The organism is Frankia sp. ACN1ag, from assembly GCF_001414035.1.
GTDB lineage: Bacteria > Actinomycetota > Actinomycetes > Frankiales > Frankiaceae > Frankia > Frankia torreyi.
The window spans coordinates 157552-183694 of the sequence record NZ_LJPA01000006.1; the positions used below are offsets into that span (position 1 = coordinate 157552).

Annotated in this window: 26 protein-coding genes and 3 pseudogenes; 19 read left to right on the forward strand and 10 right to left on the reverse strand. The window is 73.1% G+C overall.

Annotated features, from left to right (window positions below; genetic code table 11):
- Positions 1-100: 100 nt before the first annotated feature.
- The 3 genes from UK82_RS07180 (at position 101) to UK82_RS07190 (ending at position 4427) form a co-directional block, all read left to right on the forward strand.
- A complete protein-coding gene (locus UK82_RS07180) occupies positions 101-1291 on the forward strand; it encodes a patatin-like phospholipase family protein (protein ID WP_055406674.1) in 1191 nt (396 codons plus the stop codon).
- Between the two features lie 137 nt (positions 1292-1428).
- Entirely contained in the window at positions 1429-1923 is a 495-nt protein-coding gene (locus UK82_RS07185) for a DUF6912 family protein (protein ID WP_044884600.1), read from the forward strand.
- A 449-nt stretch (positions 1924-2372) separates the two neighbouring features.
- Positions 2373-4427, forward strand: a complete 2055-nt coding sequence (locus UK82_RS07190) for a hypothetical protein (protein WP_055406675.1) — start codon at positions 2373-2375, stop codon at positions 4425-4427.
- Positions 4428-4493: 66 nt separating this feature from the next.
- Here UK82_RS07190 and UK82_RS36380 read toward each other — a convergent pair.
- Positions 4494-4835: pseudogene (locus UK82_RS36380) on the reverse strand (histidine kinase); the annotation flags it as partial.
- A gap of 1 nt (position 4836) precedes the next feature.
- Positions 4837-6101, reverse strand: a pseudogene (locus UK82_RS07195) (PAS domain-containing protein); the annotation flags it as partial.
- A gap of 593 nt (positions 6102-6694) precedes the next feature.
- On the opposite strand from UK82_RS07195, the gene UK82_RS07200 reads away from it, so the two are divergent.
- The 6 genes and pseudogenes from UK82_RS07200 to UK82_RS07225 all read left to right on the forward strand — a co-directional run bounded on the left by UK82_RS07200 (position 6695) and on the right by UK82_RS07225 (position 11500).
- Positions 6695-8002, forward strand: a complete 1308-nt coding sequence (locus UK82_RS07200) for a CpaF family protein (RefSeq protein ID WP_044884597.1) — start codon at positions 6695-6697, stop codon at positions 8000-8002.
- Positions 8002-8856: pseudogene (locus UK82_RS07205) on the forward strand (type II secretion system F family protein); the annotation flags it as partial. The gene UK82_RS07200 and the pseudogene UK82_RS07205, both read left to right, overlap by 1 nt.
- A 182-nt stretch (positions 8857-9038) precedes the next feature.
- Complete coding sequence (locus tag UK82_RS07210) at positions 9039-9989, forward strand: type II secretion system F family protein (protein ID WP_044884595.1); 951 nt, start codon at positions 9039-9041, stop codon at positions 9987-9989.
- 53 nt (positions 9990-10042) lie between these two features.
- Entirely contained in the window at positions 10043-10285 is a 243-nt protein-coding gene (locus tag UK82_RS07215; protein WP_044884594.1) for a hypothetical protein, read from the forward strand.
- A 43-nt stretch (positions 10286-10328) separates the two neighbouring features.
- Entirely contained in the window at positions 10329-10841 is a 513-nt protein-coding gene (locus tag UK82_RS41830) for a TadE/TadG family type IV pilus assembly protein (protein WP_396230479.1), read from the forward strand.
- Between the two features lie 215 nt (positions 10842-11056).
- Positions 11057-11500, forward strand: a complete 444-nt coding sequence (locus tag UK82_RS07225; protein ID WP_055406756.1) for a hypothetical protein — start codon at positions 11057-11059, stop codon at positions 11498-11500.
- Between the two features lie 428 nt (positions 11501-11928).
- On the opposite strand, the gene UK82_RS07230 is transcribed toward UK82_RS07225, so the two are convergent.
- From UK82_RS07230 to UK82_RS07240, 3 genes are all read right to left on the reverse strand, one after another.
- The gene (locus tag UK82_RS07230; RefSeq protein WP_055406678.1) at positions 11929-12309 is read right to left on the reverse strand and encodes a hypothetical protein; all 381 of its coding nucleotides are present in this window, start codon (positions 12307-12309) and stop codon (positions 11929-11931) included.
- 341 nt (positions 12310-12650) lie between these two features.
- Entirely contained in the window at positions 12651-13232 is a 582-nt protein-coding gene (locus tag UK82_RS36385) for a PASTA domain-containing protein (protein WP_236705608.1), read from the reverse strand.
- A gap of 64 nt (positions 13233-13296) precedes the next feature.
- The gene (locus UK82_RS07240) at positions 13297-14403 is read right to left on the reverse strand and encodes a MarR family winged helix-turn-helix transcriptional regulator (protein ID WP_055406679.1); all 1107 of its coding nucleotides are present in this window, start codon (positions 14401-14403) and stop codon (positions 13297-13299) included.
- A 443-nt stretch (positions 14404-14846) separates the two neighbouring features.
- Here UK82_RS07240 and UK82_RS07250 point away from each other — a divergent pair, with 443 nt between their 5' ends.
- The 7 genes from UK82_RS07250 (at position 14847) to UK82_RS33535 (ending at position 20358) form a co-directional block, all read left to right on the forward strand.
- Positions 14847-15356 (forward strand): hypothetical protein, encoded by a 510-nt coding sequence (locus tag UK82_RS07250; protein WP_152989818.1) that lies wholly within the window; start codon positions 14847-14849, stop codon positions 15354-15356.
- Positions 15353-15760 carry a hypothetical protein gene (locus UK82_RS07255; protein ID WP_055406681.1) on the forward strand — a complete coding sequence of 136 codons (408 nt, stop codon included), beginning with the start codon at positions 15353-15355 and terminating at the stop codon, positions 15758-15760. Before UK82_RS07250 ends, UK82_RS07255 begins: the two co-directional genes overlap by 4 nt.
- Positions 15757-16026, forward strand: coding sequence for a hypothetical protein (locus UK82_RS07260; RefSeq protein ID WP_044884588.1), 270 nt, complete (start codon positions 15757-15759; stop codon positions 16024-16026). Before UK82_RS07255 ends, UK82_RS07260 begins: the two co-directional genes overlap by 4 nt.
- Positions 16023-17219: a hypothetical protein gene (locus UK82_RS07265; RefSeq protein WP_055406682.1), complete on the forward strand. Its 1197-nt coding sequence runs from the start codon at positions 16023-16025 to the stop codon at positions 17217-17219. The genes UK82_RS07260 and UK82_RS07265 overlap by 4 nt, the downstream gene beginning before the upstream one ends.
- On the forward strand, positions 17216-17443 hold the full coding sequence (locus UK82_RS07270; RefSeq protein ID WP_044884586.1) for a hypothetical protein: 228 nt from the start codon (positions 17216-17218) through the stop codon (positions 17441-17443). Before UK82_RS07265 ends, UK82_RS07270 begins: the two co-directional genes overlap by 4 nt.
- On the forward strand, positions 17440-19611 hold the full coding sequence (locus tag UK82_RS07275) for an FtsK/SpoIIIE domain-containing protein (protein ID WP_055406683.1): 2172 nt from the start codon (positions 17440-17442) through the stop codon (positions 19609-19611). Before UK82_RS07270 ends, UK82_RS07275 begins: the two co-directional genes overlap by 4 nt.
- A gap of 585 nt (positions 19612-20196) precedes the next feature.
- A complete protein-coding gene (locus UK82_RS33535; protein ID WP_161849097.1) occupies positions 20197-20358 on the forward strand; it encodes a hypothetical protein in 162 nt (53 codons plus the stop codon).
- Positions 20359-20388: 30 nt separating this feature from the next.
- On the opposite strand, the gene UK82_RS07290 is transcribed toward UK82_RS33535, so the two are convergent.
- Genes UK82_RS07290 through UK82_RS07300 form a run of 3 tightly spaced genes read right to left on the reverse strand, consistent with a single transcriptional unit; the run spans position 20389 to position 22166 of the window.
- Complete coding sequence (locus UK82_RS07290) at positions 20389-21108, reverse strand: hypothetical protein (protein ID WP_055406686.1); 720 nt, start codon at positions 21106-21108, stop codon at positions 20389-20391.
- Positions 21105-21494, reverse strand: a complete 390-nt coding sequence (locus tag UK82_RS07295) for a hypothetical protein (RefSeq protein ID WP_055406687.1) — start codon at positions 21492-21494, stop codon at positions 21105-21107. Before UK82_RS07295 ends, UK82_RS07290 begins: the two co-directional genes overlap by 4 nt.
- A gap of 42 nt (positions 21495-21536) precedes the next feature.
- On the reverse strand, positions 21537-22166 hold the full coding sequence (locus UK82_RS07300) for a hypothetical protein (protein ID WP_055406688.1): 630 nt from the start codon (positions 22164-22166) through the stop codon (positions 21537-21539).
- Here UK82_RS07300 and UK82_RS07305 point away from each other — a divergent pair.
- Positions 22147-22587, forward strand: coding sequence for a hypothetical protein (locus tag UK82_RS07305; protein ID WP_236705609.1), 441 nt, complete (start codon positions 22147-22149; stop codon positions 22585-22587). The two genes, UK82_RS07300 and UK82_RS07305, sit on opposite strands and share 20 nt — an antisense overlap.
- Here the strand turns inward: UK82_RS07305 and UK82_RS07310 are convergent.
- A partial coding sequence (locus tag UK82_RS07310) for a hypothetical protein (RefSeq protein WP_236705610.1) occupies positions 22584-23132 on the reverse strand: 549 nt, incomplete at its 5' end. The two genes, UK82_RS07305 and UK82_RS07310, sit on opposite strands and share 4 nt — an antisense overlap.
- Positions 23133-23461: 329 nt before the next feature.
- Between UK82_RS07310 and UK82_RS07315 the strand changes: the two genes are divergently transcribed.
- Positions 23462-24679, forward strand: a 1218-nt coding sequence (locus UK82_RS07315; protein ID WP_236705611.1) for a helix-turn-helix domain-containing protein, incomplete at its 3' end; no start/stop codon positions are given.
- Between the two features lie 119 nt (positions 24680-24798).
- Positions 24799-25368 carry a GNAT family N-acetyltransferase gene (locus UK82_RS07320; RefSeq protein WP_055406690.1) on the forward strand — a complete coding sequence of 190 codons (570 nt, stop codon included), beginning with the start codon at positions 24799-24801 and terminating at the stop codon, positions 25366-25368.
- 3 nt (positions 25369-25371) lie between these two features.
- Here UK82_RS07320 and UK82_RS32480 read toward each other — a convergent pair whose 3' ends face one another.
- A complete protein-coding gene (locus UK82_RS32480; RefSeq protein ID WP_152989819.1) occupies positions 25372-25989 on the reverse strand; it encodes a hypothetical protein in 618 nt (205 codons plus the stop codon).
- Between the last annotated feature and the right edge of the window lie 154 nt (positions 25990-26143).

Genomic DNA, 26143 nt, shown 5'->3' on the forward strand with positions numbered 1-26143 from the left:
AGGTGCGACCGGGCGGCCCACATGGCAGCGGGCGGACCGGGGCGGCAGGTGCCCCGCGCAGGGCACATCCCCTCCCGACCGCCGCGCCGGGAGGTGGACAATGACCAGAAGGCGGGCCCCGCGCAGGGGCCTGGTCCTCGGGGCGGGCGGAGTCCTCGGCTCCGCCTGGATGATCGGCGCCATGCGGGCCGTCGAGACCGAGACCGGCCGTGACCTGGGCAGTAGCGACCTGGTGGTCGGTACCTCGGCCGGCTCCGTCGTCGCGGCTCTGCTCGGCCTCGGCGTCGGCATCGACGTGATGGCCAACTCCGAGCGCGGGCTGTACGAGGCGGGCGACCCCGTCCTCGACTACCGCGACCTCGGCGCCTCCCTGCCCCCACGGCCCCGGATGCGAATGGGCTCGCCACGGCTGCTCACGGCCAGCGCGCTGCACCCCCGGCACGCCTCGCCGATGGTCACCCTGGCGGCGATTCTGCCGCAGGGCCGCGGCAAGATCTCCGCGGTGGGCGACCTGGTCTCCGCCGCTATGGACCGCAGGGGACTGGACCTCGCCGACTGGCCCGCCCCGCCAAACCTGCGGGTCGTCGCGATGAACTTCGACACCGGTCACCGGGTGCTGTTCGGCTCGCCCGACGCACCCCGAGTGACACTGCCCGAGGCGGTCATGGCGTCCTGCGCGATCCCCGGCTGGTACGCCCCGATCGAGTCAGGCGGTCAGCGCTTCGTCGACGGCGGGACCCGCTCGCCCACGTCGGTCGACCTGCTCGCCGACGCCGAGCTCGAGGAGGTGCTCGTGCTCGCGCCGGCCTGCTCGCTGGCCAGCGACCGCCCCCGTGGCGCGGTGGCCCTGGTCGAACGGCAGGTCCGGCGCGCGGCGACCCGTCGGTTGCTGCGGGAGATCGAGCTGGTCGAGGCCGCGGGCACCCGGGTGACGGTGCTGTCTCCCGGACCAGAGGACCTCGCGGTGATGGGCGGCAACCTGATGGACCTGACCCGCCGCGCGGAGGTGTTCGAGACCAGCCTGCGGACCACGTGCGCGGCCCTGCGCGCGAGCGCCCGCGCGCGCCCACGGCCCCGGTCGGCCCGCACCGGCACCACCACTGCCACCGGCGCCACCACTGCCACCGGCGCCGGCGCGACCTCCGCCGCCCGCGCGGTCGCCGCCGCAACCACTGCCGCTTCCAGGACCGGGACCGGCACCCGCGGCGGTGCCGGCGTCGAGGGGGGCGCCGGCACCGGCGAGGGCGCCGGTCAACCGAAGGGCCGGCTCGGCTTGGACCTGGCCGGCTGAGCGGGCGGTCCCGAGCCATGGCACCGGCCCGCTCCCAACCACCGCGCCCCGACGGTGCGGCTAAGACCGCGCCCGTGGTGCCCGCCGGATGGGACCCTCGTTGGTCGTCCGGCGCGGCTGGTTGCGAGACTGGTCGGGTGCGCATCTACCTGCCGTCCACGCTCAACGCCGCGCGATCGGTGTGGGAGTCCGGGCAGGTGCCGGCTGGGACGGGCTTTGCGGTCACGCCGGCGCTGCGTGAGTGGTACGCCCAGTCGGAGTCCGAGGAGGAGCTGGAGTACGCGGTGCTGCACGACGCGGCGCGCGCCAGCCTGCGCCTGCTCGACGCCGACCCGGCGGCCCCACGCCGACGCCTGGTCTTCGTCGCGGACCTCGCCGACGGCGACGTCCGCGTCCGGGACGACCTCGAACGAGGCGCCGTCGAGGTCGACTTCCCGGTGCCCTGGTCGGCAGTGGGAGCGATCCACGTCGACGACGGCGACGATGGCGAGGTTCTCGACGCGGTGGCCGAGGCGGCGGATCACATTGTCGAGGCCGACCTCGGCGGCGAGGACGCGGCCTTCACCGTTGACAGCGTCGAAGGCTTCGAGTTGCTCTGGTTCGCCCCGCAGGAGCTGCCCGACCTGCTGTGAGCAGGCCCGCCCCGTCGTTGGCGGGTCGGCTGGATGCCTGGACGGTGTTCGGCACGCCGACTGGCCTGCAGTGTGAGGCAGACCACACCCATTGATGGTTCGTTGGGGTGCGATGTCCGGGCCGGTGCTCACCCGGCGTGAAATGTTGGCGTCGGACGGCGTTTGCGGTGGCCATCCGGCTCCATCACACCGGTCTGCCTCGCCGATCGGCGTCCGCGGCCGGCTTTTCTCCACGCAAACCGGTCCAGATGGACAACGGTTGTGCCTCCCCGGGGTACGGCCGCTGTCGTGTGTTGCGAATAATGCGTAGGCAGGCCGTGAGGTGTCGGTCGGGTTCCTGCCCGGTTGGCGTCGATCGTCCGTTTTTCTCCCAACACCCTTCGTGCCGGGATGCCGGCCCGGGCGGGTATGGATCTTGGTAACCCACCGCGTAAGGAGGCTGGCAGCCGATGCTGTACCTCGCCGGGCAGATCCTGGCGTATGTGCTGGTGGCGATGGTCATCGGCGCCGCGCTTGCGTGGGTGTTCCTCATCGCCCCGCTGCGCCGGCAGGTGCGCCAGACCCGCGACGCCCAGCCGGAACCCAGGGTCGGCGGCGCCGAGCCGACGCCCGACGCCGTGGCCGACGCCCGGAGAAGCGACGCCCGGGGGACCGGCCCTCAGACGGCCGATGTTGCTGGGACAGCACTCGCGCTCCCGCCGCACCCCGGGGAGCTCAGCGGCGACATCGCGCTTGAGGGCGACTCCGAGCGTTTCCCGGAGCCTGTCGAGTCCGCCGAGCGCCTGGATCCCGCGGTGGCCGCCGGCGACCGGCTCGGGCCTGACGCGGATTCCCGTGCCTTCGGGCCCGACACGGTGGGGGCGGAACTCGCCACCACCGGGCCGATCCCGTTGCCGATCAACGCCGTGCGCGTCGGGGAACCCGTCGCCGAGCTCGTCGCCCTGCTGCGCCGCCAGCGGGACGACGCCGCCCTGGAGAAGGCCGACCTGACCGCCCGCCTCGCCGTGGCCGAACAGCGAGCGGCCGAATCCGAGCAGCGGATCGGGGCCGCGGAGCGGCACGCCATGACGGCGAGCGCCCGGGTCGAGGAGATCGAGGCCACGCTGCGCGCCAGGGTCGAGGCCGTGACGAGCGCCGCCGGCGGCGCGCGGGCGGCGGGTGACGCGTCACCGGCCGACCCGGACACCACCGCGGCGGACACCGGGCTCACCGTCGCGGAGCTCGCGCGCGAGGCCGAGCTGCTGCGCCAGCAGCTTGTCGAGGCGGAGGGCCGGGCGGCGAAGTTCTCCTCCCGGCTGGCGATGGCGCGCACCGAGGCCGAGGACGCCCAGCGTCTCGTCGCGACCATGACCACCCGGCTCGACCGGCATCAGGCCGAATGGGCGGCCGAGCGCGTCAGCCTGCTCGGCCGGATCGAGCGGACCGAGTCCGCTCTCGGTCGCGGCACCGAGACCGCTCCCGCCGCCGACCCGGCAGCGGAGCCCGCCCCCTCCGCCGCTGCGACCTCCACCCCCGGCACCTCCGCGGCTGCGGCCTCCACCCCCGAGACCTCCGCGGCCGGGCGCAGGGTGGAGTACTCCGCCGCCGTCGAATACGCCGAGATCGTCGGTACGGCGAAGGCCGTGGCCTCGGCACGCGCCGTCAGCTCGGCCCGGGCCGCCGCTCCTCTCCTCGCCGCCGAGCCGACCCAGGTCGCCGAGCCGACCCAGGTCGCCGAGCCGACCCAGGTCGCCGAGCCGGTGGATGTCGACGAGCCGGTCGACGTTGTCGAGCCGGTCGACGTTGCAGGGCCGGCTGATGTTGCCGAGTCGGCTGATGTCGCCGAGCCCGCCAACGCTGGTGAGCCGGCCGCCGACGTCGCGTCGGCGAGGGCCGCGGGGCCGGCACTCCAGGACGAGCTGGCGGTGGGCGCGGAGTCCGCGCGGCTCGACGAGCCGGCGCGGCCGGATTCGGATGGCGCCGCCCTCGCGGCGGCCTCGGCCGAGTCCGGGAGTGCCGGTGAGCCCGGGAGTGCCGGTGAGCCCCCGAGTGCCGATGAGCCCGCGAGCGGGATCGAACCGGTTCGCTCGGGCACGCTGGGCGTGGCCGGAATGAGGGCCCGGACCTCCGGCGTCACCAAGGAGCGACCGGCGGCAGTGGCGGGGATCCCGGCTCCGACCGGCAGCAGCCCTGTCACCACGTCGGGCGTGCGGTCGGGCGCCACGGGGGAGCAGGGCGCGGGCGGCCGGGTCGTCCAGGAGGCCGCGCCGCGCTGGAACGGACTGCTCGATCCGGGCGGCGTCGGCGGCGACAACCTCAAGGAGATCGTCGGTATCGGCCCGGTGATCGAATCACGGCTGCGGGCGCTGGGCATCACGACCTTCAGCCAGCTCGCCGAGATGGGCGACACCGACGTCGACCGGCTGGCCCACAAGCTCGATGGTTTCGGCGATCGGATCATCTCCGACGACTGGGTGGGCCAGGCCCAGGACCTCCAGGTGCGCCACTACGGCGGCGTCTACTAGGGCGCGTGTCACGCCCGTAGCTGGCCCGGGGCGTCGCCATGGCGCGGCGACGCCCGGGTCCGTGGCTCAGAGTCCGGAGATGAGTCCCTCGATCTCGGCCTCGAGGATCCGGCGGTCGGTGACGTCGCTGTAGAGCCACAGGTGGCCGCAGTAGCCGTCGGCCGCGGCCAGCGCGATGTGGCTGCGTTCGAAGACGCGGCCGTCGGCGAACATGACCGGCTCGCGGCGCAGCGTCCGGCGCCGACGCAGCAGGGTGTCCAGACGGGCAGCGAAGCCGGACGGGTCGTCGACCAGCCCGGCCCGCGGCCGCAGATGGCGGCGGCAGTCCGTGCCAACCAGGTCGACGGGCGAGTCCGCCAGGTCGAACAGGTCGCAGTACATCTGGTTGACGGCGACGACGCTGCCGTCNCGATCGGCGATGAGGACCGCGGTCGCGAGCTCGGCGAGCAGGGTCGTCAGCCAACGCTCCCGGTCGCGGCAGGCCTCCTCGATCCGGCGCACCTCGGCGAACAGGCAGCCGCAGCCCTCGGCCGGGTGCCCGCCGTCGGCGTGCGCTGGGCGTGGATGCAGGTCGTCTTCCTCGTTGCGGTGCAGGACGACCGCGGCGCGCCACTCGGCGCCGGGGGGGAGCGCGCCGCGAGGGTAGCTCGTGGATCGGTCCTCCGGGATCTCACGGGGGGCCGACCGGCCGGGCGTCGGCTCGCCGGGGATCGGCCGGCGGGGGAGCGGGACCGTCCAGCGCCGATTCGCCACGGCGTCGTCCGCGTCGGGCCACCGCGCCGGTGGCCCGGACAGGGGGTGCCCGGTTCCAGCGGGATGACCGAGCACCGGGCCGTCGAGATCCGGCGAGGGATCGGCCGGGCCGTCCGCGGACCGGTTTGCTCCAGCGGTGTGGTCCGGACTTTCCGGTTCGCCCGGGCCTGCCGGCGCATCGGTCCAGTGGAACGGGTCGTCGGCGGACTCGCGGAAGGCACGGGCGGCGTCGTCGAACGGGTCGTACCCGCCCAGCCCGTCGAACAGGCCAGATCGATCGGACCCGCCGGGCAGGACATCCTCCGGTCCGACATCCTCCTGGCCGAACAGCTCGTGACCCAGTAGCTGCTCGTCGAAGAAGTCCGCGTCGAAGGGGGTGAGATCCACCGCCGTCTCCTCGGACTCGACGGGCACAGCGGCGTGTTCGGCGTCGTCGGCGGTGAGCCACCCAGTGTGGCTGTCGGGGTGCGCCGGGACGTCCAGGCCGTGGGTGTCGCGGCTGGCGGCGTCGCCGACGGTGGGCGCACCCACCGGGGCCGGCGTGAGGGTGCCGACGAAGCGGCGCCGCCCGTCGCCGGCGGACGTCGCCACCGTCTGGATGATCGCCCGCCGGGCCTCCCCGCCAGGTAGCACCAGCCGGATCTGCACGGAGAACCCGTCGCCATGCGTGACCAGGCGCCGCCAGTGGTCGCCCACGGTGGCAACGTCGTCGGGATGGACGACCCGGTCCCATCCCCAGCCGACCGCCTCGTCGCGGGGAAGTCCGGTCAGTTCGGACCACGGGCGGTTCACAAAGAGATGGCGACCGATCGCGTCGGTGGCGAATACCGCCACCGGGCAATTTTCGACAATTCGCCAGAACATCTTCCAAGCAGTCTTGTCGAACATGTCCGAAGGCTGGAAATCTCGGTTTCCACTCATCGGGTCGCCCCTTTCGAACCGCGCGTAGCGGGCCGCAGGCAGGTCCTGGGCAGCGTCGCCGCGGTGGGCGGACGGGCTTCTCGCAAGCGGTTGCTGAGCCCGTGGATCGATGGCTGACCGGACACGGAAGGGACCCCCGAGGCAGGCGTTGGTGGCTTACCGGGTGAGATCGGCAGGGTGGGGGAGGNTCCACCGGTCGACCCAGCAGGCGATTGTGGCTTCACGGATGAGCGGGTTAGGGACCGCCGCGAGGCTACCGCCTCCGGGGCGATTCGGCGGCGAAATCCTGCGGGCGTTTCCGGGGCGGTCGGCGCACTGCCGACCCGCGGGATGTACGCGCGCCGCGATGGTCGCCCCCCGATCCGTGACCGCACTCTTGATGCGGAGAGTAACTAAATGGGTGGTCAAGGTGGGACGCTGTGCACACCGTGACCTGCCTGTGTCCTACCCGGCCCACACCCCCAGAGGGGGTTGTGCGAACGTTGTTGCGTCCGCCCTGATGGTCGGGGCTTGATAAGCGGTGACCTTCTTCCTACGCTTCGTAGCAATTGTCCGGCCGAGGAAGAGGCGGAGCTGGAGGAGCGGCGGTTTTCGTGGCGGTGGCACGTGGCGGTTGGTTGGACGCCACCTCGTTCGTGGAGGACGAGGTCCGGGAGCTCGTCCGGCGGCGTTCCCTGGATCCCGTGCGCGATCCGGCCCAGGTCCGCCAGCTCGTTCAGGAGGTGCTCGCCGACTACGAGGAACGCGTTCTCGTCAGCGACCTTCCGCCCGTCGTCGACCGGGATGTCACCGCTCGGCTGGTCTACGACGCGGTCGCCGGCTTCGGGCCGTTGCAACGCCATCTCGACGATCCCACCGTCGAAGAGATCTGGATCAACGAGCCGGGTCGGGTATTCGTCGCGCGGGCCGGTCGCAGCGAGCTGACGACGACAATTCTCACCGCTGACCAGGTGCAGGATCTGGTCGAACGGATGCTCAAATCGTCCGGCCGGCGGGTGGACCTGTCGACCCCCTTCGTCGACGCCATGCTCCCCGACGGTTCCCGGCTGCACGTGGTGATTCCCGACGTGACCCGGGTGCACTGGTCGATCAACATCCGCAAGTTCGTGCTGAGCGCAGGCAGCCTCGACGAGCTGGTCGGGCTCGGCACGATCACCTCCGCGGCGGCCGCGTTCCTGGAGGCCGCCGTCGTCTCCGGCCTCAACATCATCGTCGCCGGTGGCACCCAGGCCGGGAAGACGACGCTGCTCAACTGCCTCGGTTCGGCGATCCCCGCCCGCGAGCGGGTGATCTCGTGCGAGGAGGTCTTCGAGCTGAAGCTGCGCGCGCCGGACTGGGTCGCGATGCAGACCCGGCAGGCCAACCTGGAGGGCAGCGGGGAGATCCGGCTGCGCCGGCTGGTCAAGGAGGCGCTGCGGATGCGCCCGGACCGCCTGGTGGTCGGCGAGGTTCGCCAGGAGGAGGCGCTGGACCTGCTCATCGCGCTGAACTCGGGCCTGCCGGGGATGTGCAGCCTGCACGCCAACTCGGCCCGCGAGGCGGTCACCAAGCTGTGCACGCTGCCGCTGCTCGCCGGGGAGAACGTCAGCCACGCCTTCGTCGTGCCGACCGTGGCCGCCAGCGTCGATCTCGTCGTCCACCTGGAGAAGGACGTCTCGGGTCGCCGGCGCGTCACCGAGATCGTCGCGCTGCCCGGCCGGGCCGAGGGCGACATCGTGGAGATCGCCCAGATCTACCGCTCCCGCGCCGAGGGCCTGGTCCGCGCCGACGGCTTTCCCCCGCACGTCGACCGCTTCACCCGCGCCGGCTACGACCTGCCCACCCTGCTCGCGCAGGGGGACCGCGACCATCCCCACCGCCGGCCTGGCGGTGGCTGGCCCGAGATCGCCGTGGAGCGTTGATGGGCATCTTCCTCGGCCTGCTGTGCGGGCTCGGCCTGTTCCTGATCATTACCAGCGGCCGGCCCCGCGAGTCCCGCGGCCCGACGACGATGCGCTGGGAGCACACCACCGCCGAGCTGCTCGCCCAGGCCGGCATCCGCGGCCTGAGCCCCCGCCAGTTCGTCGCGATCAGCGCTGCGCTCGGCCTGCTCGTCGGTCTCGTCGTGCTGGCGTTCACCGGGACCCTGTCGCTCGCCGGCGCGTTCGCGGTCTTCGCGAGCCTGCTGCCGCGGGCGCTGGTCGTCCGCCGCCGCCACGGCCGGATCCACGACCTGCGGGAGCTGTGGCCGGACGTCGTCGACAACCTCGCCAGCGCCGTGCGCGCCGGGATGTCGCTGCCCGAGGGCCTGGCCGCCGTCGGGGTGCGCGGGCCGGTGCAGCTACGCCCGGCGTTCACCCGTTTCGGCGAGGACTACAGTGCCACCGGATCGTTCTCGACCTGCCTGGACCGGCTCGCCGACGAGCTCGCCGACCCGGTCGCCGACCGGATCATCGAGTCGCTGCGGATGGCGCGAGAGGTCGGCGGCACCGACCTCGGCCGCCTGCTGCGCACCCTGTCGACCTTCCTGCGCGAGGACGCGCGGACCCGGGCCGAGCTGGAGACCCGCCAGGGCTGGACGGTCAACGCCGCCCGCCTCGCGCTCGCCGCCCCCTGGATCGTGCTGCTCCTGCTGGCCACCCGCGGCCAGAACGTGCAGGCGTACGACAGCCCGACCGGCGTGCTGGTGCTGGTCGTCGGCGGCGGCGTGTCGGCCCTCGCCTACCTGCTGATGAAACGGATCGGCCGGCTGCCCGAGGAGGGCCGGGTGCTGCGCGGCGGGGTCGCCGCCGCCCAGGCTGCGGCCACCGCCACCGCCACCGCCGGGCGTGGCTCCGGATCACGCCCGGACGATCCTGCGGGCGCCCGCCCGATGATCGCCGCTCCCGACCTGGACGCGCTAGGGGGCTTCGACGGGCCTGGGGGCTTCGGGGCGGGGCCCGATCGGGGGATGCAGCCATGACGATGGTCGCCGCCGGGGCGCTGCTTGGCCTGCTCGTCGGGCTCGGCCTGGTCATCGTCGTCTACCGGTCGCCGCGGGCCCGGCGCATCCAGCTCGCCGACCGGATCGACCCCTACCTGCGCGACACGCCCACCCCGTCCCGGCTGCTCGCCGACCGGCCACGGGCGTCGACTCGTCCGGGTTTCGCCGCCGTCGAGGCGCTCGTGCGGCCGTTGCTCTCCGACGTCGCCGGCCGGCTCGATCGCTTTCTCGGCGGCCGGGTGGCGTTGCAGCGCCGGCTGACCCAGGCGGGCGGGCGGACCAGCATCGAGGAGTTCCGGGTCCAGCAGGTGATCTGCGCGGTCAGCGGCGCGCTGGTCGGCGCGTTCCTGCTGGCGCTGCGGGCCCTGCTCGGCATCGGCCCGCCGGCACTGGTGAGCGTCGCCCTCGTCGTCGCCGGCGCCGCCGGCGGGGTGGTCGGCCGCGAGTACTGGCTGACCCGCTCGATCACCGAGCGCGAGGACCGGATGCTGCTGGAGTTCCCCACGGTCGCCGAGTTGCTGGCGCTGGCGGTGACCGCGGGGGAGTCCGCGATCGGCGCGCTCGAACGGGTCAGCCGCCTCACGCACGGTGAGTTGGGCCGCGAGCTGCGCCTGGCCCTCGCCGACGCCCGTTCCGGCGCCACGCTCGTGCAGGCCCTGGAGGGCATCGCCGCCCGCACGGCGCTCGCGCCGCTGACGCGGTTCGTCGACGGCATGGCCGTCGCGATCGAGCGCGGCACGCCGCTGGCCGACATCCTGCGCGCCCAGGCGATGGACGTCCGCGAGGCAGGCAAGCGCCAGTTGCTGGAGGCCGGCGGCCGCAAGGAGATCGCGATGATGATCCCGGTCGTCTTCCTCGTCCTGCCGACGACCGTGATCTTCGCGTTCTACCCCGCCCTGGTGAGCTTCACGGTGATCGCGCAATGACCAGACGCAGGGCTCAAGGCACGGGGCTCGGACCGGACGGTGATGGAGGAGACATGGGACGGCGTATCGGGCAGACCCTGAAGGCGAGGTGGCTGGCCTGGCGGTCGGCCATCCACACGACCAGCGTCGGCGGCGACGGCCGCGACCGGGGGGACGTCCCCGGCTGGGTGATGATCACGGTGATGACGGCGGCGCTCGTCGTCGCCATCGCCACGCTGGCGACGCCGGCGTTGCAGAACCTGTTCACCTCGGCCATCAACTCGGTGTCGGGCGTCGGTGGCGGTGGCGGCGGCTGACCTCCCGGCCACGCCGGCCACAGCCGTGCGAGAGGGCACACGCCTGGTCGGGCCCGACGGCGAGGACACGACGGGCGAGGACAGCGCGGCGGGCGGCAGGCCCACGTCTGGCGACGGGTTCCCGCTCGGCGATGGGGTCCCGCTCGGCGATGGGGTCCCGCTTGGCGACGGGGCCTCGCCTGGCGACGAGGGGTCCGCCGTCGTCGAGTTCATCCTGGTGGGGACGTTGCTGCTGTTCCTGTTCCTCGGGATCCTGCAGGTCGGCCTGATCCTGCACATCCGCAACACGCTCGCGGCGGACGCGGCGGAGGGCGCCCGGCACGCCGCCAACCTCGGCGTCCCGGCCGCGGACGGCGGCCCCTACGCGCAGGCGCTCATCGCCCGGACGATCCCCGGCCGCGCCGACACCGTCTGCACCGGCACCGATGTCGAGGGCCCCGGCGGCACCCCGCTGGTCCAGGTCACCTGCAAGGTCGCCGTCCCGCTCGTCCTCGTCCCCCTCGGCGACGGCGTGACGATCACTGTCACCGGCCATGCCGTCAAGGAGCAGCCGTGACGCCCCGGCCGTCGCGCACCGCCTCGACGGCCCGGGGCCGGACGACGCGGCCCCGGACGGTCTCGGCAAAGGCGGTACGGCCGGAGAAGCTCCGTGCCCGGTCGGTCCGAGCGCGGACGGCCTGGGCCCGGGCGGTGTGGGGGAAGGATCGGCTACCCCGCGCGGGCGCGGGCCGGGTGCGCCGTGAGGGACGGGGGGTGGACGACGGCTCGGCGATGATCGAGTTCGTCGGGCTGTCCATCGTGTTGCTCGTCCCGTTCGTGTACCTGTTCCTGTGCGTGTTCGCGGTGCAGAAGTCGGCGTTCGGCGTCACCCAGGCGGCCCGCGAGGCCGGCCGCGCCTTCGCCACCGCCGACAGCGAGACCCAGGGCGCCGACCGGGCCCGCCTCGCCGCCGCCCTCTCCCTGCAGGATCAGGGCGTGTCCGGCCAGCCGCAGATCCATTTCGCCCCGGCCGGCGCGAACTGTGGCGCCGGCAATCCCGGCGATGGCGCGCAGACCCTGGAACCGGGCGCGTCGTTCGTCATCTGTGTCCGGACGGTCGTCGCCCTACCCGGCACCGGCGCCCTGTTCGCCGGCATCACCGACGTGACCGTCAACGGCCAGTTCACCGTCGTCATCGACCAGTTCCGCGCGGACCGGCGAGTAGCCCAGCCGTAGCAGGGGTTTCATGCGTTCACGGGGTTACGTGGGATCGCGCGGTTTTACAACATCATGCGGACTTTTTGCGGACTGTGATCATGGCCCGGTCCGCGGCTGCCGGCACCCGGCAGCCAGCGTCCGCCGCCGGCGGTGCGGGCGCCCGCTCGGACATCGCAGTGGGGAGACGCCGCAGCCCCGGATGCGGGGATGCACCCGGGGCCATGGCCACACTGGGTCACTCGCCACCGGCCAGCCAGGTCGTTCAGGTCGAGCCTGTCCGCGGCGCCTGGCCGACGTCCACGACGCACCGGACCGGGCCGGCCCCGGGTGCACGGGCGCTCGACGGCGTCCACCGGGCGGACGCCGTCGAGCGCGGCCGGCCTGGACGCTTCCCGGATCCGGGGAGCGCCTACAGTCTGTCGTCGGCCGGTTCGGCGGCCTCAGCGTTACGTGCTCCCGCTGCGTGAGTGGGGCTGCGCGAAGCCGTGGGCCAGGCACCACGAGACAAGCTGCTCCACCTGCCCCGGGTTCGCCGCGCTGTCCGGGGTGGACGGGGGCGCCTGGTTGTGTTCGCCCACCCACGACAGGGCCATCTGCTTGATCTCCTCGTTCTCGGATTCCATGGCTGCGGTCTGGGCCTGCAGCCATCCCGTGAACATCGCGCTCCAGGCGCCGAACCGCTCTGAGGGGTCGCCAGACCACCCCGGGGCGGCTCGGCTGCCGACGACCGCGTCAACAAGCGTGCAGGCATCCCCGGCCTTGGCGTCGAGGACCGGGGTCGGGCTCGGCGGTGCGGGAGTTCGCTGGATCGCCTCAGCGGACCGCATTGGTTGGACGTCTCTCGGGTCGTGGGCCCGGCTCCCGCAGCCGGCGGCCGCCACCGCGACCAGAAGCGCCAATGATGCGCACCGTGTCCTCAACTGCCCCCCTCGATGAAAGGGGTCAGGGTAGCTGGGCACCTACAGCCGCCGGCTGGCGTCCCACCCGGATGTCGGGGACGGCCACCGAGACGGTCCGGGGCCGAAAGTCTGCGCGGACCATTGCGGCGCGGGCGGACAGCCGGCCAGCGAGAACCTCGGCGCGCGGCTCGTTGGCCGGTACGCACGGTCCTGCCAGAAACCCACGGGCTCGTCACGGGCGGGGCCTTCGCCGCGTCAGCGGTGGGGGCTCACGGGTCGGTGTACTTCTTCGACCGCAGCATCACCTGCGCGTCGGTGCTGATAACTGTTCCGGCTGTGGGTTGCTGGGAAACGACATGCCAGTTCCGGTCCAATACCAGGAGCCGCCCCTGGCCGGTCGCGTCCTCTTCCGCCAGGTTGTAGAAGCCGGCCGCTTGGAGGGTGTCCTGAGCGGTCTGATGGTTCAGGCCGACCAAGTTCGGCACGGCCTTCTGCGGGGCCGGAGCTGCAGTGACCGCTGCTGCCGGCGCGGAGCCTGCGGGTGCTGCGGCTGCGGGTGCTGTGGCTGCGGGAGAGTTGGCGACCACCGCGGCGGCCGCGGCCGGAGCGGTAGAGGTTCCGTTTCCCCCGCCAGTGGCGACGCCGATCACGATGAGGAGGAGCGCGACGCCCGCGCCGATTCCGATCTTCGCGTTGCGGGAAAGGCCCCTCTTCTCTGGCGGCGGGGGCGATGTGGACGGGCGGTGGCCGGCATACGGATCGCGGGCCGGTGGCGGATAGTCGTAGCGCGGATCACGCCAGCCGGCACGATCGTTGGGCGGATAGCCCCGGTCGTCATAGCCGTAACTCATACTGTGATTCCCCCGTTTCGTACGTCCGAGGGCGCATGCTAGCGATCAGCTCTGGAGCGGACGCTCAAGGCGTTCGATGGTTGACGGTGCGTTGATGGGGTCGCGGGAGTCTGGCGCGTAGCTCGGCGATGCCATCCAGGGCGGACAGCGGCCGAGCGTGGGCCGCGAGCACGCCGTCGACGCGAGTCTGCAGTGCGACGCGGGCCGGCGCGGCCGGTGCACCGCCATCGTCGGCTTCGAGGTCGGCGCAGACCGCGCAGGGCGCCGGCTGAGTGTGCCTGCGGCACATCTGGTGCAGGTTCGGGGGGACGAACACCGACGGCGCCGAGGCGGCCGGGTTGGCGGCCTCCGGCTGGAGGTCGCGGATACGGCGCCGGCGGACCGCGGCAGGGCTGCGGACGGCTCCGGTGATCGGGGCCGTGTAGGCGGCGGTGATCTGCTCGGGGGTGCAGCCGCGGGCGAGGGCGGCGGCGATGTCCGGCTGCCAGGAGGCGGGGAGCTGCTCGTCGTGGGCCAGGCGGCCGGCGAGGTCGGCGTACGGGTTCACCTCGACGGCGTCGGCCGGCTCCGGGGCGGCCTGGTGCTTGTCGACGAGCGGGGGCCCGGGTTCGTCGTCGGGGGGCTCCGCTGCTGCTGCTTGTTCTGGAAGTTCTGGCAAGTGCTGATTGTGTCCCGCTACGGGACTACCCCCGTCCCATTCTGGGACTAGCTCTGGTCCCGCTGTGGGACCCGGCGGGGGTTCGACCGGTCCCGGTCCGGGACTAGAGAGTCCCGCTGTGGGACTACCGAACGGGTCGGCTGGTCCCGCTGGGAGACCAGCGGGGACGGCCACCCGGTAGCAGGTCCGCAGCTTCTTCGAGCGGGCGTCGGCGGGGGCCGGTCGGTCGCGGACGACCCATCCGGCGCGCTCCAGGCGCTCGAGTTCGCGGGCGACGGTGGAGCGGCCGAGGCCGGTCATGCGGGCCAGCCCGGACAACGACGGCGTGAACTCCTGCGGGGTGGCGAGGGTCTGGAAGTCGGCGACGACCAGCAGCGTCAGCAGGATCAGCCGGCCGGGGGCGGGCAGGTCGGAGGCGACGATGGCGCGTTCGACCCGCCAGCGCGGGGAGGGGCTGCCGGAAAGCGGGTCCTGACCGACTTCGGGCAGGCTCGCGCGGGCATCATGTAGCACGGGTTGGTGGCCCTTCTCAGACAAGGGTTGTCGATCAAGGGCCGGTTCGGGTGTTGGTAGCACCCGGTCCGGCCCGCTTCAGTAGCGGACGGGCTCGCTAGGCGTTGTCATCCGCCGGTCTACGTTCGGTGATCCATTTCTCGATCTCGGCGGTCGCCCACACCTTCCCCATGGATAGGACCGCCCTCGGCTTGGGGAACGTGGGATCGGCCGCCAGGATCTGGTGCACGCGCCCTGTGCTGACGCCCAGACGTCGGCCGATCTCGGCTGCCCCCATCAACTCCTGTTCGTTTGGGTCCTTCACGAGCGCCAGTCTATCGACTGGACTAGCCATTAGCTATCGGCTAGACTAGCCGATAGCACCACGGCAAAGCGGCCCCGACCGGAGCTCTCACCCTCCGACCGGGGCCTGACGGACCACCTGCCAGAACAGGAGACCCGCGTTGTTCTACGTTCCCACCCGCCGCCCCTTCGGGGGGCGTTTCGCCAGCACCGCCCGGCGCGCCCTCTGCGCCGCCGCCGTCCGCCTGCTGGACCACCTCGGCCCGGCCGCGCTCCCGGCGGCCGTCGAGCTGGCCCCGGCCGTCCTCCCCGCCCCGGTGGTGGCCGAGCCGGCGCCGGTCGCCGCGCCGGTGCTGTTCGCCGTCGACGAGCTGCCCCCGCTGGAGGTGATCGACGCGGCGGCGGTCGCGTTCGACCGGGCCGGAGAGGCGGCCAGGGTCGCCGACCGGGGCAAGCGGAAGGCCCGCAAGCTGCTCGACCTGCTGCCCGACGGGGTGTACGGCCGGGTGACCGTCGAGCGGGTGCAGAGCGCCAAGCAGACCCCCGACCTCGACCGGATCCGGGCCGACTACGCCCGCGCGGGGCTCGGCGAGGTTCCGATGCGGGACGTCGCGCCAGCCCTGCGGGTCACCATCGCCGTGGCCGAGCCGATGCTGGCGGTGGCCGCGTGAGCCCCACCGACCTGTTCGCCCACCATCCCGACCTGATCGACGTGGGGAGTCGGTATCCGCTGGCCCGCGCCGCCATGACCTTGCAGGAGCGCATCAACGCCGAGGGCGCGGGCCGCTTCGACCCGACTCGGTCGCCGGCCGAGCAGCGCGAAGCCTGGCAGCGCGCGCTCGGCATGTGCCAGGCCCGCGACACCATCCCCGACGTCTTCGAGGGGCGCCCGCAGGCGCTGGCCGATGGCCTTCTGGCCCTGCGGGCGAAGGCGGACGACCCGACGCTGCTCGACGACGAGCGGCAGGACTTCGACTGGCAGTCCGACGGCTACGCGGACGCCCTGCTGACCTTCGACGCCGCCGTGCGCCCTCTGCTCGGGAGCACGGCGACCAGCACGGAGGAGGCCCGATGACCGCGAAGACGATCCCGCTTACCGACCTGCTCCCCGACGACGTTGTTCAGGGGTTCGCCGATCGGACGTTCGCGCGGGCGATGACGGCCGAGCAGCTCCAGGTGCAGACGGCGTACGGCTCGATCTACGCGGAGGTCCTGGTCGACGCGATTGACACGAACGACGTCGAGCTGGCCGCGGCGGCGGTCCGCTGGCTGGTCGCGCACGTCCGTGCCGGCCGGGCCCGCTGGCACGAGCTCGACCAGCGCGCCGGGGGTGCCCAGTGAGCGGCTGGGCGACGCAGCGGTTGGCCGACCGGATGGCGGCCCGCGAGCAGAACCGGCTCGACCTGGATGCGGCTGCCGCACGGCAGGCCGTGGCGCTGGCCCAAGCCGACGAGCGAGCCGAGAAGCAGCGGGCCGCGCGGGATGCGGCCATGTCTCGCCGGCGGGCGCGGCGGAGTGCGGCCCGGCAGGCGGCAGCCGGCTGGCTCGCCGTGCACACCGTCGAGGTGCTCATCTACTCCTTGGCCGTGCTCTGCGCGGCGATGGCGGTCCCTGCGATGGCCGTCTACGGGCTGCGGATCTACGGGGCCGTGACCGGCGTCCTGCTGCCCGCGTTGACCGAGCTGGGCGCGTGGGCGTTCGCCGGCGCGGTGCAGGCGTCCCGGCGGCGGCACCCGGACCGGCCGGTGCGCTGGCTCGCGGTCGGCGTCATCGTCTTCGCGGCGACCGGCGCGGCGCTGAACCTGGCGCACGGCTGGTCGACTCACGGCCCGCTCGCCGGCGTGGTGATGGCCGCGGTGTCGGTGGCGGGCATCGTCGCCCATCAGCTCGCCGTCGCCTCGCCGCCGCGCTCGCGCGCCGAGCGGACGGCGGCTCGGCATGGCCGGCTAGTCGAGCGGCGGTTGGCGCGGGCGCGGCGGGCGGCGGTGCGCCGCGCGGTGGTCGAGCTGTCCCCCGACGGCACGGTCCGTCTCGTCTACCAGACCGGCGTCTACGGGACGCGCCGCCGCGGCCTGGCCCCGGCGGTCGCTCCCGGACTGCCCGTCGACCCGGTGGACGGCTGGGATGCCGGCCTGTCCGTGCTGCTCGCCAGCGCCCTCCCTGAGGGTGTCGTCGAGCCGGCCGGAACGGACCTGACCGACCCGACTCCCGCGCACCCGACTACCGAGCTCGACCAGCAGGTTTCCGACGGGGAGTCGGCCGACTCGGTGGGCCGGTCGGGTGGGGTGGCGCTCGCGGACCCGCCGCCGTCCGATCCGCCGGCGACGAAGACGGGTGGACGCCGGGTGAACCCGCAGGCGCGGCGGAAGCTGACCGCTGACGAGGCGCTCGCCGCCGCCCGGCGCTACGCCCGCCGTAAGGGCCGCCCGGTGACCGCGGAGGAGCTGCGGGAGCGGCTCGGCGTCGGCGCGGTGACCGCCCGCCGGCTCCGCGACAAGGTCAACGCCGAGCAGGCCGACGGCGGTGCCAAGTGACCGGCGGGGGAATCCGCGCGGACCTGCGCGCGCTGCCCTGGTGGGTGGCGACCGGGCTCGTCGTCCTGGCCGTGGTCGTACTGGCGGTCCGTGCGGCCGGTCTGGTCGTGCTCGCGGTCGTCGACGCGGCGGAACGGTTCGAGGCCGCGGTGTCCGGCGCGGCCGGGGTCCGGCCGCTGGCAGCGTCGGTCGTCGTGCTCCCGCCCGGTGGTGAGGGCCGATGACCGAGCTCGACGAGGCGCCTGCGGCGCACGGGGGCACGGTCGTCACCGGGCCCTGGGCGGCCGAGCCGATGGTGGAAGCCGGGCCTGTCGTGGGCGAGGTGCTGCCCGCGGCCGGTCCGGTGGCGGCCGGTCCGGTGGCGGCCCGCCCGGCGGTGCCGCTACGGCTCGACGATCCGCTGCGGCTACCGGTGTGGATGACCGACCGTGCGGTCGCCCGGGCCCGTGCTCGGCGTGCCGGGCTGGTCGCCGGCCGGCTGGCGGTGCGCTCGACGTGGCGGACCCCGGCGGCGGTGGCGCGGGGCTCGTGGCAGCTCGGGCGCTGGTGGTGGATGTGGGTGCGCGCGGAGGATCTGGCCGTCGAGCTCCGCGACCCCGCCGGCCGGCTCGGCAAGGAGATCTTCGTCGTCCGTGAGCACCGCAAAGCCCGGTGGATCATCAGCGGTGGGGTGTTCGGCGGCAGCAGTCTCGCTGAGGCGCTGGGCGCGGTGATGGTCGGCGACTGGCTGCCCGTGCTGAGCGTCGCCGTCGGGGCGGGCGCGGCCGGCCTCGCCGGGCGGCGCCGGGCCCCGGGTGGTGTACTGGCCGTGGGCGGGATGGAGCCGGACCCGCGGGCGGATCTGGCCCCGGAGCATCTCAACGCGGCGTTCCGCGCCGCCGGGCTACTCAAGCCGGGCACGACGCTGGTGCTGTGCGCGCCGATCGTGCGGGACCGGCACGGCCGCGGCTGGGAGACCGTCCTGGACCTGCCCCGCGGGGCGGGGAAGACCGCCGCCCACGCGATCGCCAAGCTCGACGTGCTCGCCGCCGAACTCGGCGTCGACGAGATCCAGCTCATCCTGAGCCGGGTCCGCGCCCACGAAGGCGGCCACGGCCGGCGGCTGTCCCTGTGGGTCGCCGACGACGACCCCTACCTTGGCACCCCGATCCGCTCCCAGCTCATCGACCTCGACCGGTTCGACTTCTGGAAGCCGGTGCCGTTCGGTCGGGACGCCCGCGGGAACCGCATCGACGTCCTGCTGCTGTGGCAGTCCGCGTTCTTCGGTGGGCTTCCCAGACGCGGCAAGACGTTCTCCATGCGGCTCCTCGTCGCCGCCGCCGTCCTGGACCCGTGGTGTCAGCTCTGGCTCGCCGACGGCAAGGGCGGCGCCGACTTCCGCGCCGTCGCCGGCGTCGCCCACCGCTACGTCTCCGGCGCCGACCCGGACGACCTGACCGCCTTCGAGGCGATGCTCGACGAGCTGATCTCGGAGATGTCGCGGCGGTTCGCGTTGCTCGCGAGCCTGCCCGCGTCGGTCTGCCCGCAGGGGAAACTCACCCCGGAGATCATGCGCCGCTACCGGCTGCCGCTGATCCCGCTGGTGATCGACGAGTTGCAGGAGTACTTCGAGGCCGTCGAAGACGAGAAGGACCGTCAGCGGATCATCGGGAAGCTCGCCCGGATCGCGCGGCGCGGCCCGGCCGCGGGAATCATGCCGGTGTACGCGTCGCAGCGGCCGGACGCGAAGAGCGTCCCGACGAAGCTGCGGGAGATCGTCACCTACCGGTACTGCACCCAGGTCACCGACAAGACGTCGTCGGACATGGTGCTCGGGGACGGGAAGGCCCGCGCCGGCGCGGACGCGTCGATCCTTTCCGAGTCGGAGCATCACAAGGGCGTCGGCGTGCTGGTCACCGGCCCGGCGTCGTTCGTCGTGGTGAAGGCCGACCTGCTCGAGAACCCGGACTTCGAGGCCGTGTGCCAGCGCGGCCGGGAGCTACGCCTGGCCGAGGGCACGCTGACCGGGGAAGCCTGCGGCGATCTCGCCTCAGCCGCCGCGAGCGTCCGGTTCGTGATCCCCACGGTGATCGCCGACGTGCTGGAGGCGTTCGGCCGCCGCTCCCGTATGTGGACCGAGGATCTCCTGTCCGCCCTGGTCAACATCGACGAAGACACCTACGGCGAATGGGACGGCACCCGCCTCGCCTCCGAGCTGGAGGACGCCGGCGTCGTGCGGAGCATGAAGCAAGTCAAGATCGACGGGGAGAACCGGGCCGGCTGGCTGCTGCGCGACCTCGAAGGCGCGATCCCACCCGAAGCGCTCGCCGCACGGCCGGTAGACGGGGCCCCGTCTACCCGCGCCGCCAGCGAACCCCCCGCTACCCCGCTCGGCTCCACACCCGCCCCGTAGACGGGGCCCTCTACCCCAGTAGCGGGCCCGGTAGACCCCTCTGACCTGCACGGTAGCGGCAGTAGAGGGGTCCCGGGCCTGCCCTCAACCNCCCCCGCCAGGTCCGACCTGACGGGCTCGCCAAGGGAGACCCGATGCCCCTGCGACGTACCCGGGCCGACCGCCAGATGCCGGCGGCCGGCACGACCCCGCCCGAGCACTGCGCGGCCTGCGGCCACCCCGGCGGCCCGACCCGACCCCTGCGGTTCGACACGGGCAGCTGGGTGCACCACCCCGGCCAGCACGGCCCCCACGGCACCATGCTGATGCCCTCCGAGACCGACGGCGAGTACTGATGGGCCTAATCGACTGGCTCGCCGCCGGCCCGGCGAGGTCCGCGAGACGGAGCTGGGCGCGCGCCGACCGTGACCGGGCCCGCGCCCAGGTACGCGAGGTGACCGAAGGCCGGGGCCTGTCGCCTCGCGGAACGCCGACCCGCGCGCCGATGCCGACCTGTGAGAAGTGCGGCCGGACCGGACGCCCGCTCACCGTCCGCCGCGGCAGAGCCGTCTGCCGCACACGCTGCTGACCCGGAAGGAATCGCACATGGCCAGAAGGAAGATCACCCCGCATCCGGGCAATCAGGTGATCGTGTCGAACGGTGGGCCCTGCACGGTGTGCGGGCAGCACGCGACCACCCACATCGACGGCACGTGGATCCACGAGACGTGCATCCCCGCCTTCGTGAACTACTGCTCCGGCCAGTAGGAAGCCCCTCCAGCCAGCGCGACCCGACATCTACGGGGCGGCTGCGGCCCCGAGCAGCAGCCGCCCGGCGATGGTCAGCACCAGCGCGCCGCCCTTCGCGCGGGCCAGGGCGCCGGCCCGTACAGCCTGATCGGTCCACTCGTCGAATCTGGGCAGGGTGATGCCCAGCCGGCGGGCGACCGCGTCCGGGTTGATCGGCCGGTCGAGGTGCTCGGCGGCGATCGCGGCCCACGCTTCCCCGTCGCCGAGGCGGGCGGTGCGGACCTGCTCGGCGCGGGCGAGACCGGCCCGGGTCAGCGTCCACCGGTGCCCGTTGGTGAGCGCGAGCAGTTCCGCGGCCGTCCAGGTCGCCAGGCGCAGCGCGAGCCAGGTCCGATCGACCGGGCCGGCGGGCGCGTCGAGCGCGACGGCGATGGTCTGCGTGGTGGCGTTGCCGGTGCTCCGCCACACCCCGGCGACCGCCGCCCACAACTCCCGGCGGCTGATCCGGGCGGGCGGCCGGCAGCCGGCTGGGGTGAGGTCGTCGAGGCCGGCCCGGTAGTAGATCGACAGGCCGTGGCGGGTGCGCTGGGTGGCGAGGACGTCGAAGGCGGCGGTGAGGCCGGCCACGGAGGCGTGGAGGCGATCCGCGGCGCGCTGGGCGGTGAACCCACCCGACGCCCCGGCGGCCTGGTTGTGCGCCCAGAGCAGGACCCGGTGCAGCTCGGCGGGGTCGATGGCGCCGATCGGCCGGACCGGCGCGGGGCTCACGATCCGCTCCGCATGTCGGCGAGTTCGTGGTCGTCGGCGTGGGGCAGCTGGTCCAGCGCGCCGACGCGGACGGCGGCGGCCAGTGCCCGCCACACCGGTGCGGGTAGTTCGACGGTCCACCGGTTCAGGTAGCCGTAGTCGAGTTCGACCCGGCCGTCGTGGAGCCGGACCCGGCCGCCCGACGCCGTGAGCGACGTCCACGCCTCGCCGAGCTGGTCGAGCCGGCCGGCGCGGACCGCGCGGACGACGCCGAACCAGACGACCAGCGGCAGACGAAGGTCACACCGGGTGTGGCCGGTGTGGTGGCGGATGACGACGTCGGCGCCGGAGCGGGCGACGCGGACTGTCGGTGCGTCCGAGGCGACCGGGGTGGTCTGCCAGGACATGTGATCTCCCCCGTACGGTGGGTGCCGGACGGCTGCCGGCGGTCAGGTGGTGGCGGTCTCGGCGTCGCGGACGAGCGTGTCGAGCTCGGCGGCGAGGGTGGTGGGGATCCGGTGAGCGGTGGCCGTGTGGAAGGCCCGCAGGTACGGCACCAGGTCCAAGAACGGCCGCCGTGCCGCCCAGTAGGCGGCCGGGTCGGTGGCGTGCTTGGCGCCGCGCAGCACATACCCCACGCTGACGATCTTGTCGGCGGTGAGTGCGGCGGCGACCAGGTCGGGAAGCCGTTCCAGGCGGCGCAGCGCCATCGCCGGCGCGGTGTCGTAGCTGTCCATGGCGGTGTGCTCGCCGTACATCAGCCACACCATCGTCAGGGTGCGTTGGCCGCACTGGCGGGCGATGGTGCTGTCCACCATGTCGCTGCCGCGGTAGTCGAGCACGTCGTGCAGGAGAATCGCCGCGGTCAGCTCGGGTGGGACGGCGGGCAGGTGCCGGCCGAGGGTGAGTGCGACCCGGACCGCGTGGCCGAGCGCCGGCGCGCCGTCGATGATCTGTCCGGCGCACCAGTCGCGGGCGATGCCGAGCGCGTGCTCGATGACCGGCGCCCGTGGCCGGGTGAGTACGGACCTGCGGGTGGGGTGTGGCGATGATGGGCGGGTGGGGTTCGGCGAGGTCATGGATCATCCCTGGGATGAGGATGCGCTGTGCGCGGTCTGCCCGGGTCAGGTCCACGACCCGGGCCGGTTCGACGTGGTCGACGGCCCGCAGCCCGGCTGCCGGTACGACGCGGCCACCGGGTATCGGCGGGAGGCGGCGAGCGGGGTGCCGGTGTGCATCCACCCGGACCGGATCGGGGTGCGGCCCGGCCGGTACGCCACCGCGGGTGAGCGGTGGCCCGCGCCGACGTCGCCGGCCGCAGCGGCGGGGCCGATGCCGACCGACGCTGGCGCGCTGGCCGGGTGGATGACGGCGCTGGTCCGCCACGCCGGCCCGGCCCGGGTGGATGCGGTGCTCGGTGACGCCGAGCGGGAGGCGGCCCGCAGCTTCCCCGCCGTCGTGGTGGTCGAGGCACTGCGGGCCGCGCTCGGCGCTCTCTAACGGCCGAACGTGAAGAAGTGCGACCGGCCGCCGGCCTGGATCCCGATCGACTCGTAGTGCTCGAACAGGATGTCGAGACGCCGCTTCGTCTCGGCCTTGCCGAGCCAGTAGCGGCGCGGCAGCTCACCCCAGCCGGCGGCCCGGTACACCTCGTCGGTGTAACCGTTCTCGTCGTAGACGAACCGCTCGTTGTCCGTCGAGTGGATGAACGTCAGCGAAAGATCGACCTGGACCCGGGACAGGATCGTGAACTGCGCGGTCAGCGCGTGGACCATCTCGTCGACCGGCGCGGACACGTCGAGCTCGGCGGCCCGCTCATCTTGGGTGAGCTCGAACACGGCGGCCTTCATCGCCATCGTGCGCAGCGCCTCGACGAACAGGTGCGGCCCATCGGCGTCGAGGTCCCACTCGGCGATCAGCGGATAGCCGGTGAACGTCGCCCAGCACGTCGGGTACTGCAGGGTGCTCGCCCGCAGCCGACCGAACTCCGGGTGCGCCTCGATCCCGTCGAGGATCACCGCGGCACGCTCGCCGGCAGTGTGCGGNCTCGGCAGGTCGACGAGTGCCACGGCGCCCTGAGGCGGAGCCGGGGCGGTCGTGGCCGTGTTCTCGTGGTTCATGGCCGGGTCTCCTTTTCGATGGTGTGGGTTGAGGCTCCCCACCCGCGGCGTGTGGACACGACGAGGGCGCCGCGGGTGGGGGCTTCGCACGCAGGGCGATGACCGGTCCATATGGGGAAGTGGCCGGACTGTTTCCCGCCGTGCACGACCCATGACACAGCGGGTGACGTGGCGCCGGAACGGTGAGATCGTTCGCCCTGGGGGTGGGAGATGATGTCCCNCCCGACGCCCGCCGACGGCTGAGGGGAACCGCCGTGGATGCTGACGACGTCGAGGGCCTGAAGCAGCAGCTCGCGGCCCGGTTCCGACAGCTTCAGCACCAGCACGGTCTGTCCGGTGTCCAACTGGAAGCACGCACCCGCTACGACCGCAAGAACGCCTCCGCAATCCGGAACAACGGCCGGCTCCCGGCCCGGCATGTTCTCCAGGCCTATGACGACGTGTTCGGCACCGGCGGAGAGCTGACCGGGCTGGGTGATCGGATCCGCGCGGCGGACCAGGCGCTGCGACTCGGTGAACTACGAGCCCGCGCGGAGGCAGGCGGCGGCCAGGACCAGGACGGTCCGGCCCGAGAGGCCGAGGAGGAGACGACCACGGACCGACGAGAGTTCGTCCAGGCCGGCGCGTTGACGGTCGCCGCGGGGATCGCCGCCGAGGTGTCCCGGCGGGTCGCCTCCGCCGACCCGGATCCGCTGACCCTCGACGAGCTCGACGAACGGCTCGACGACATCGGCAGCAGATACACCACGATGCCGCACGCGACCCTGACCCCGCTGGTCCTCGGCGGGTGGCGGGACGCCGAACGGCTCCTCGACAGCCGGCTGTCAGCGCGGGTCCGTACCCGGGTGACGGTGATGGCGGGCCTGTTCTCGTTCACCGCCGGCCGGCTCGCCTTCAACCTCGGCGACGACGCGGCCGCCCGCCGCTTCGCCTCCCTCGCCGAGCTCTACGCCCGCGACGTCGACGACCCGCTCCTCAGCGGCTCGGTGGCAACGTTGAAGACGTCGATCGCCTACTACACCGGCCGGCACACCGCCGCCGCGGACATCGCCGGCCAGGCCCGCGCCGGTGCCCACCCCTACCTGCGCGCTCGGCTCGCCGCCTACGAAGCGCGGGCCCGCGCCGCCGCCGGCCAGCACGACCAGGCCCGCCAAGCCCTGCGCGACATGCAGGACGCCGTCTGGCTCGGCGAGCCGATGGTCGGCACCGAACCGTTCGGCGAAGAAATGATCCACTGCTTTCTGGCCGTCGTCTCCGGCCGGCTCGGAGATGGCGAACTCGCCGAACCGCACGCCCGGCGGTCGCTGGCGATCCTGCAGGCGACCGGCGGCGGGTACGAGGACATCGGCGGCACCTTCAACGCGCTCGCGCAGGCGTTCCTACGCCGCCACCGGCCGGATCCGGAACAGGCGGCCGACGCGGCGTCGCACGCCCTCGCCGCTCTGGAAGGCAGACCGACCAGGACCGTGATTNAGCGAACCGGCCAGCTCTGGCAGGAACTCGGCGCACGCTGGGAAGGCCAACGGGCCGTCGTCGAACTCGGCGAACGACTCCAGGTGCACCGACAGGCACTACCGGCAGGGAGCGGCGGATGACCCTCGACTACAGCACCCCCGACGACCAGGGTGTTCCCACCGTGCTCACGCCTCGATTGGTGCTGCGCGGCTGGCGAGCCGAGGACGTGCCCGCCTACCTGGAGATCGTCTCCGAGGAAGGGATGGCCGCGCACACCCCGCAGCCGAGCACCGAGGCCGCGGCATGGTCGCAGACCGCCTTCCAGATCGGACACTGGGCGCTGCGCGGCTACGGTATGTGGGCCGTCGAGGACCGGGCCACCGGGCAACTTCTCGGCCGCGCGGGCCTCTACGAGGCGCTCGGCTGGCCCGGCTGCGAGGTCGCCTGGACGATCCGCCGCGACCGGTGGAACCAGGGGCTCGCGACCGAGGCGGGCCGCGCCGCGCTCGAGTTCGCTTGCGACGTCATCAAACGAGACGACCTGATCTCCATCATGACCGCGGACAACATCGGGTCGATCAGAGTCGCCACGAAGCTCGGTCTCGCGTTCGATCGAGCCGAGACGATCCAAGGCGGCGAATACTCCATCTACACGATCACCCGCGCCGAGTGGGCGGCACGACCCGCGTCGGCCGCCGGGGGCTGACGTCTACGCGGCATCCTCGGTCGGGCGCTCAGCCTCACGCAGATAGGCCGCAGCCCGCTCCGGTAGACCATGACACCACTGCACATACTCGCGGAACGCACGCGCTTTCCGGGTTTCCTCACTGTCATAGCTCCGGCCCGGATCCCGCGGTGTTCCCATAACCTCGACCTCGTAGAACCGTTCCGCTGTCCGCGCCGCCTCGTAGTAGATGCCCGGTGCGGTCCACAGTGGGCCGACGATCCGCGCCCGTTCGGCGACCGTCTCCCCTACGATCAGTGGGTGCTTGAAGCCGGTGGTGATCCGGCCGATCAGCTCGATGCGGCCGACACAGTTCAGCGCGAGCGGGAGGCCCGCGGCGAGTAGTGCGGGGGCGCTGCGGGCCATGTCCGCGCACAGGGCTTCGAGGTCGTCGACGGAGTAGAACCCGCAGCCGCATCCGGTCGTAGGCGGATTTTCACAGCCCTTATCGCATTTCGGCCGGTTCTCGTGCGGCTGCCACCGGTACGGCGGAAGCCGGTTAACACCGGGCATCGAGTAGAGATAGCCGTATGGCTCCTTGACTGGGAAGGAACGCAAGTGTGGTCCGTTGATCGTGAAGAACCGCCAGCCGAGTGTAGGCATGATTCCCGTCTCCTGACACGCCGAAATAGAGCGGCGTGCTCGACGGCGGATTCGCCTGCCCGCGGCCTGACGGAAGCTACGCTCCCGGAGCCATGCTGATCGTACCGTCCACGGACTTTCCGGATGCTTTGGCGCGCCGCAGGTGCGACGGGAT

Coding starts and splice junctions, on each gene's coding strand:
- UK82_RS07215 (WP_044884594.1), top strand. CDS start 10,043: ATGGGACGGCGTATCGGGCAGACCCTGAAGGCGAGGTGGCTGGCCTGG.
- UK82_RS07300 (WP_055406688.1), bottom strand. CDS start 22,166: ATGACCTCGCCGAACCCCACCCGCCCATCATCGCCACACCCCACCCGC.
- UK82_RS07190 (WP_055406675.1), top strand. CDS start 2,373: ATGCTGTACCTCGCCGGGCAGATCCTGGCGTATGTGCTGGTGGCGATG.
- UK82_RS07180 (WP_055406674.1), top strand. CDS start 101: ATGACCAGAAGGCGGGCCCCGCGCAGGGGCCTGGTCCTCGGGGCGGGC.
- UK82_RS07210 (WP_044884595.1), top strand. CDS start 9,039: ATGACGATGGTCGCCGCCGGGGCGCTGCTTGGCCTGCTCGTCGGGCTC.
- UK82_RS32480 (WP_152989819.1), bottom strand. CDS start 25,989: ATGCCTACACTCGGCTGGCGGTTCTTCACGATCAACGGACCACACTTG.
- UK82_RS07225 (WP_055406756.1), top strand. CDS start 11,057: ATGATCGAGTTCGTCGGGCTGTCCATCGTGTTGCTCGTCCCGTTCGTG.
- UK82_RS07230 (WP_055406678.1), bottom strand. CDS start 12,309: ATGCGGTCCGCTGAGGCGATCCAGCGAACTCCCGCACCGCCGAGCCCG.
- UK82_RS07320 (WP_055406690.1), top strand. CDS start 24,799: ATGACCCTCGACTACAGCACCCCCGACGACCAGGGTGTTCCCACCGTG.
- UK82_RS07275 (WP_055406683.1), top strand. CDS start 17,440: ATGACCGAGCTCGACGAGGCGCCTGCGGCGCACGGGGGCACGGTCGTC.
- UK82_RS07260 (WP_044884588.1), top strand. CDS start 15,757: ATGACCGCGAAGACGATCCCGCTTACCGACCTGCTCCCCGACGACGTT.
- UK82_RS36385 (WP_236705608.1), bottom strand. CDS start 13,232: ATGAGTTACGGCTATGACGACCGGGGCTATCCGCCCAACGATCGTGCC.
- UK82_RS33535 (WP_161849097.1), top strand. CDS start 20,197: ATGGCCAGAAGGAAGATCACCCCGCATCCGGGCAATCAGGTGATCGTG.
- UK82_RS07295 (WP_055406687.1), bottom strand. CDS start 21,494: ATGTCCTGGCAGACCACCCCGGTCGCCTCGGACGCACCGACAGTCCGC.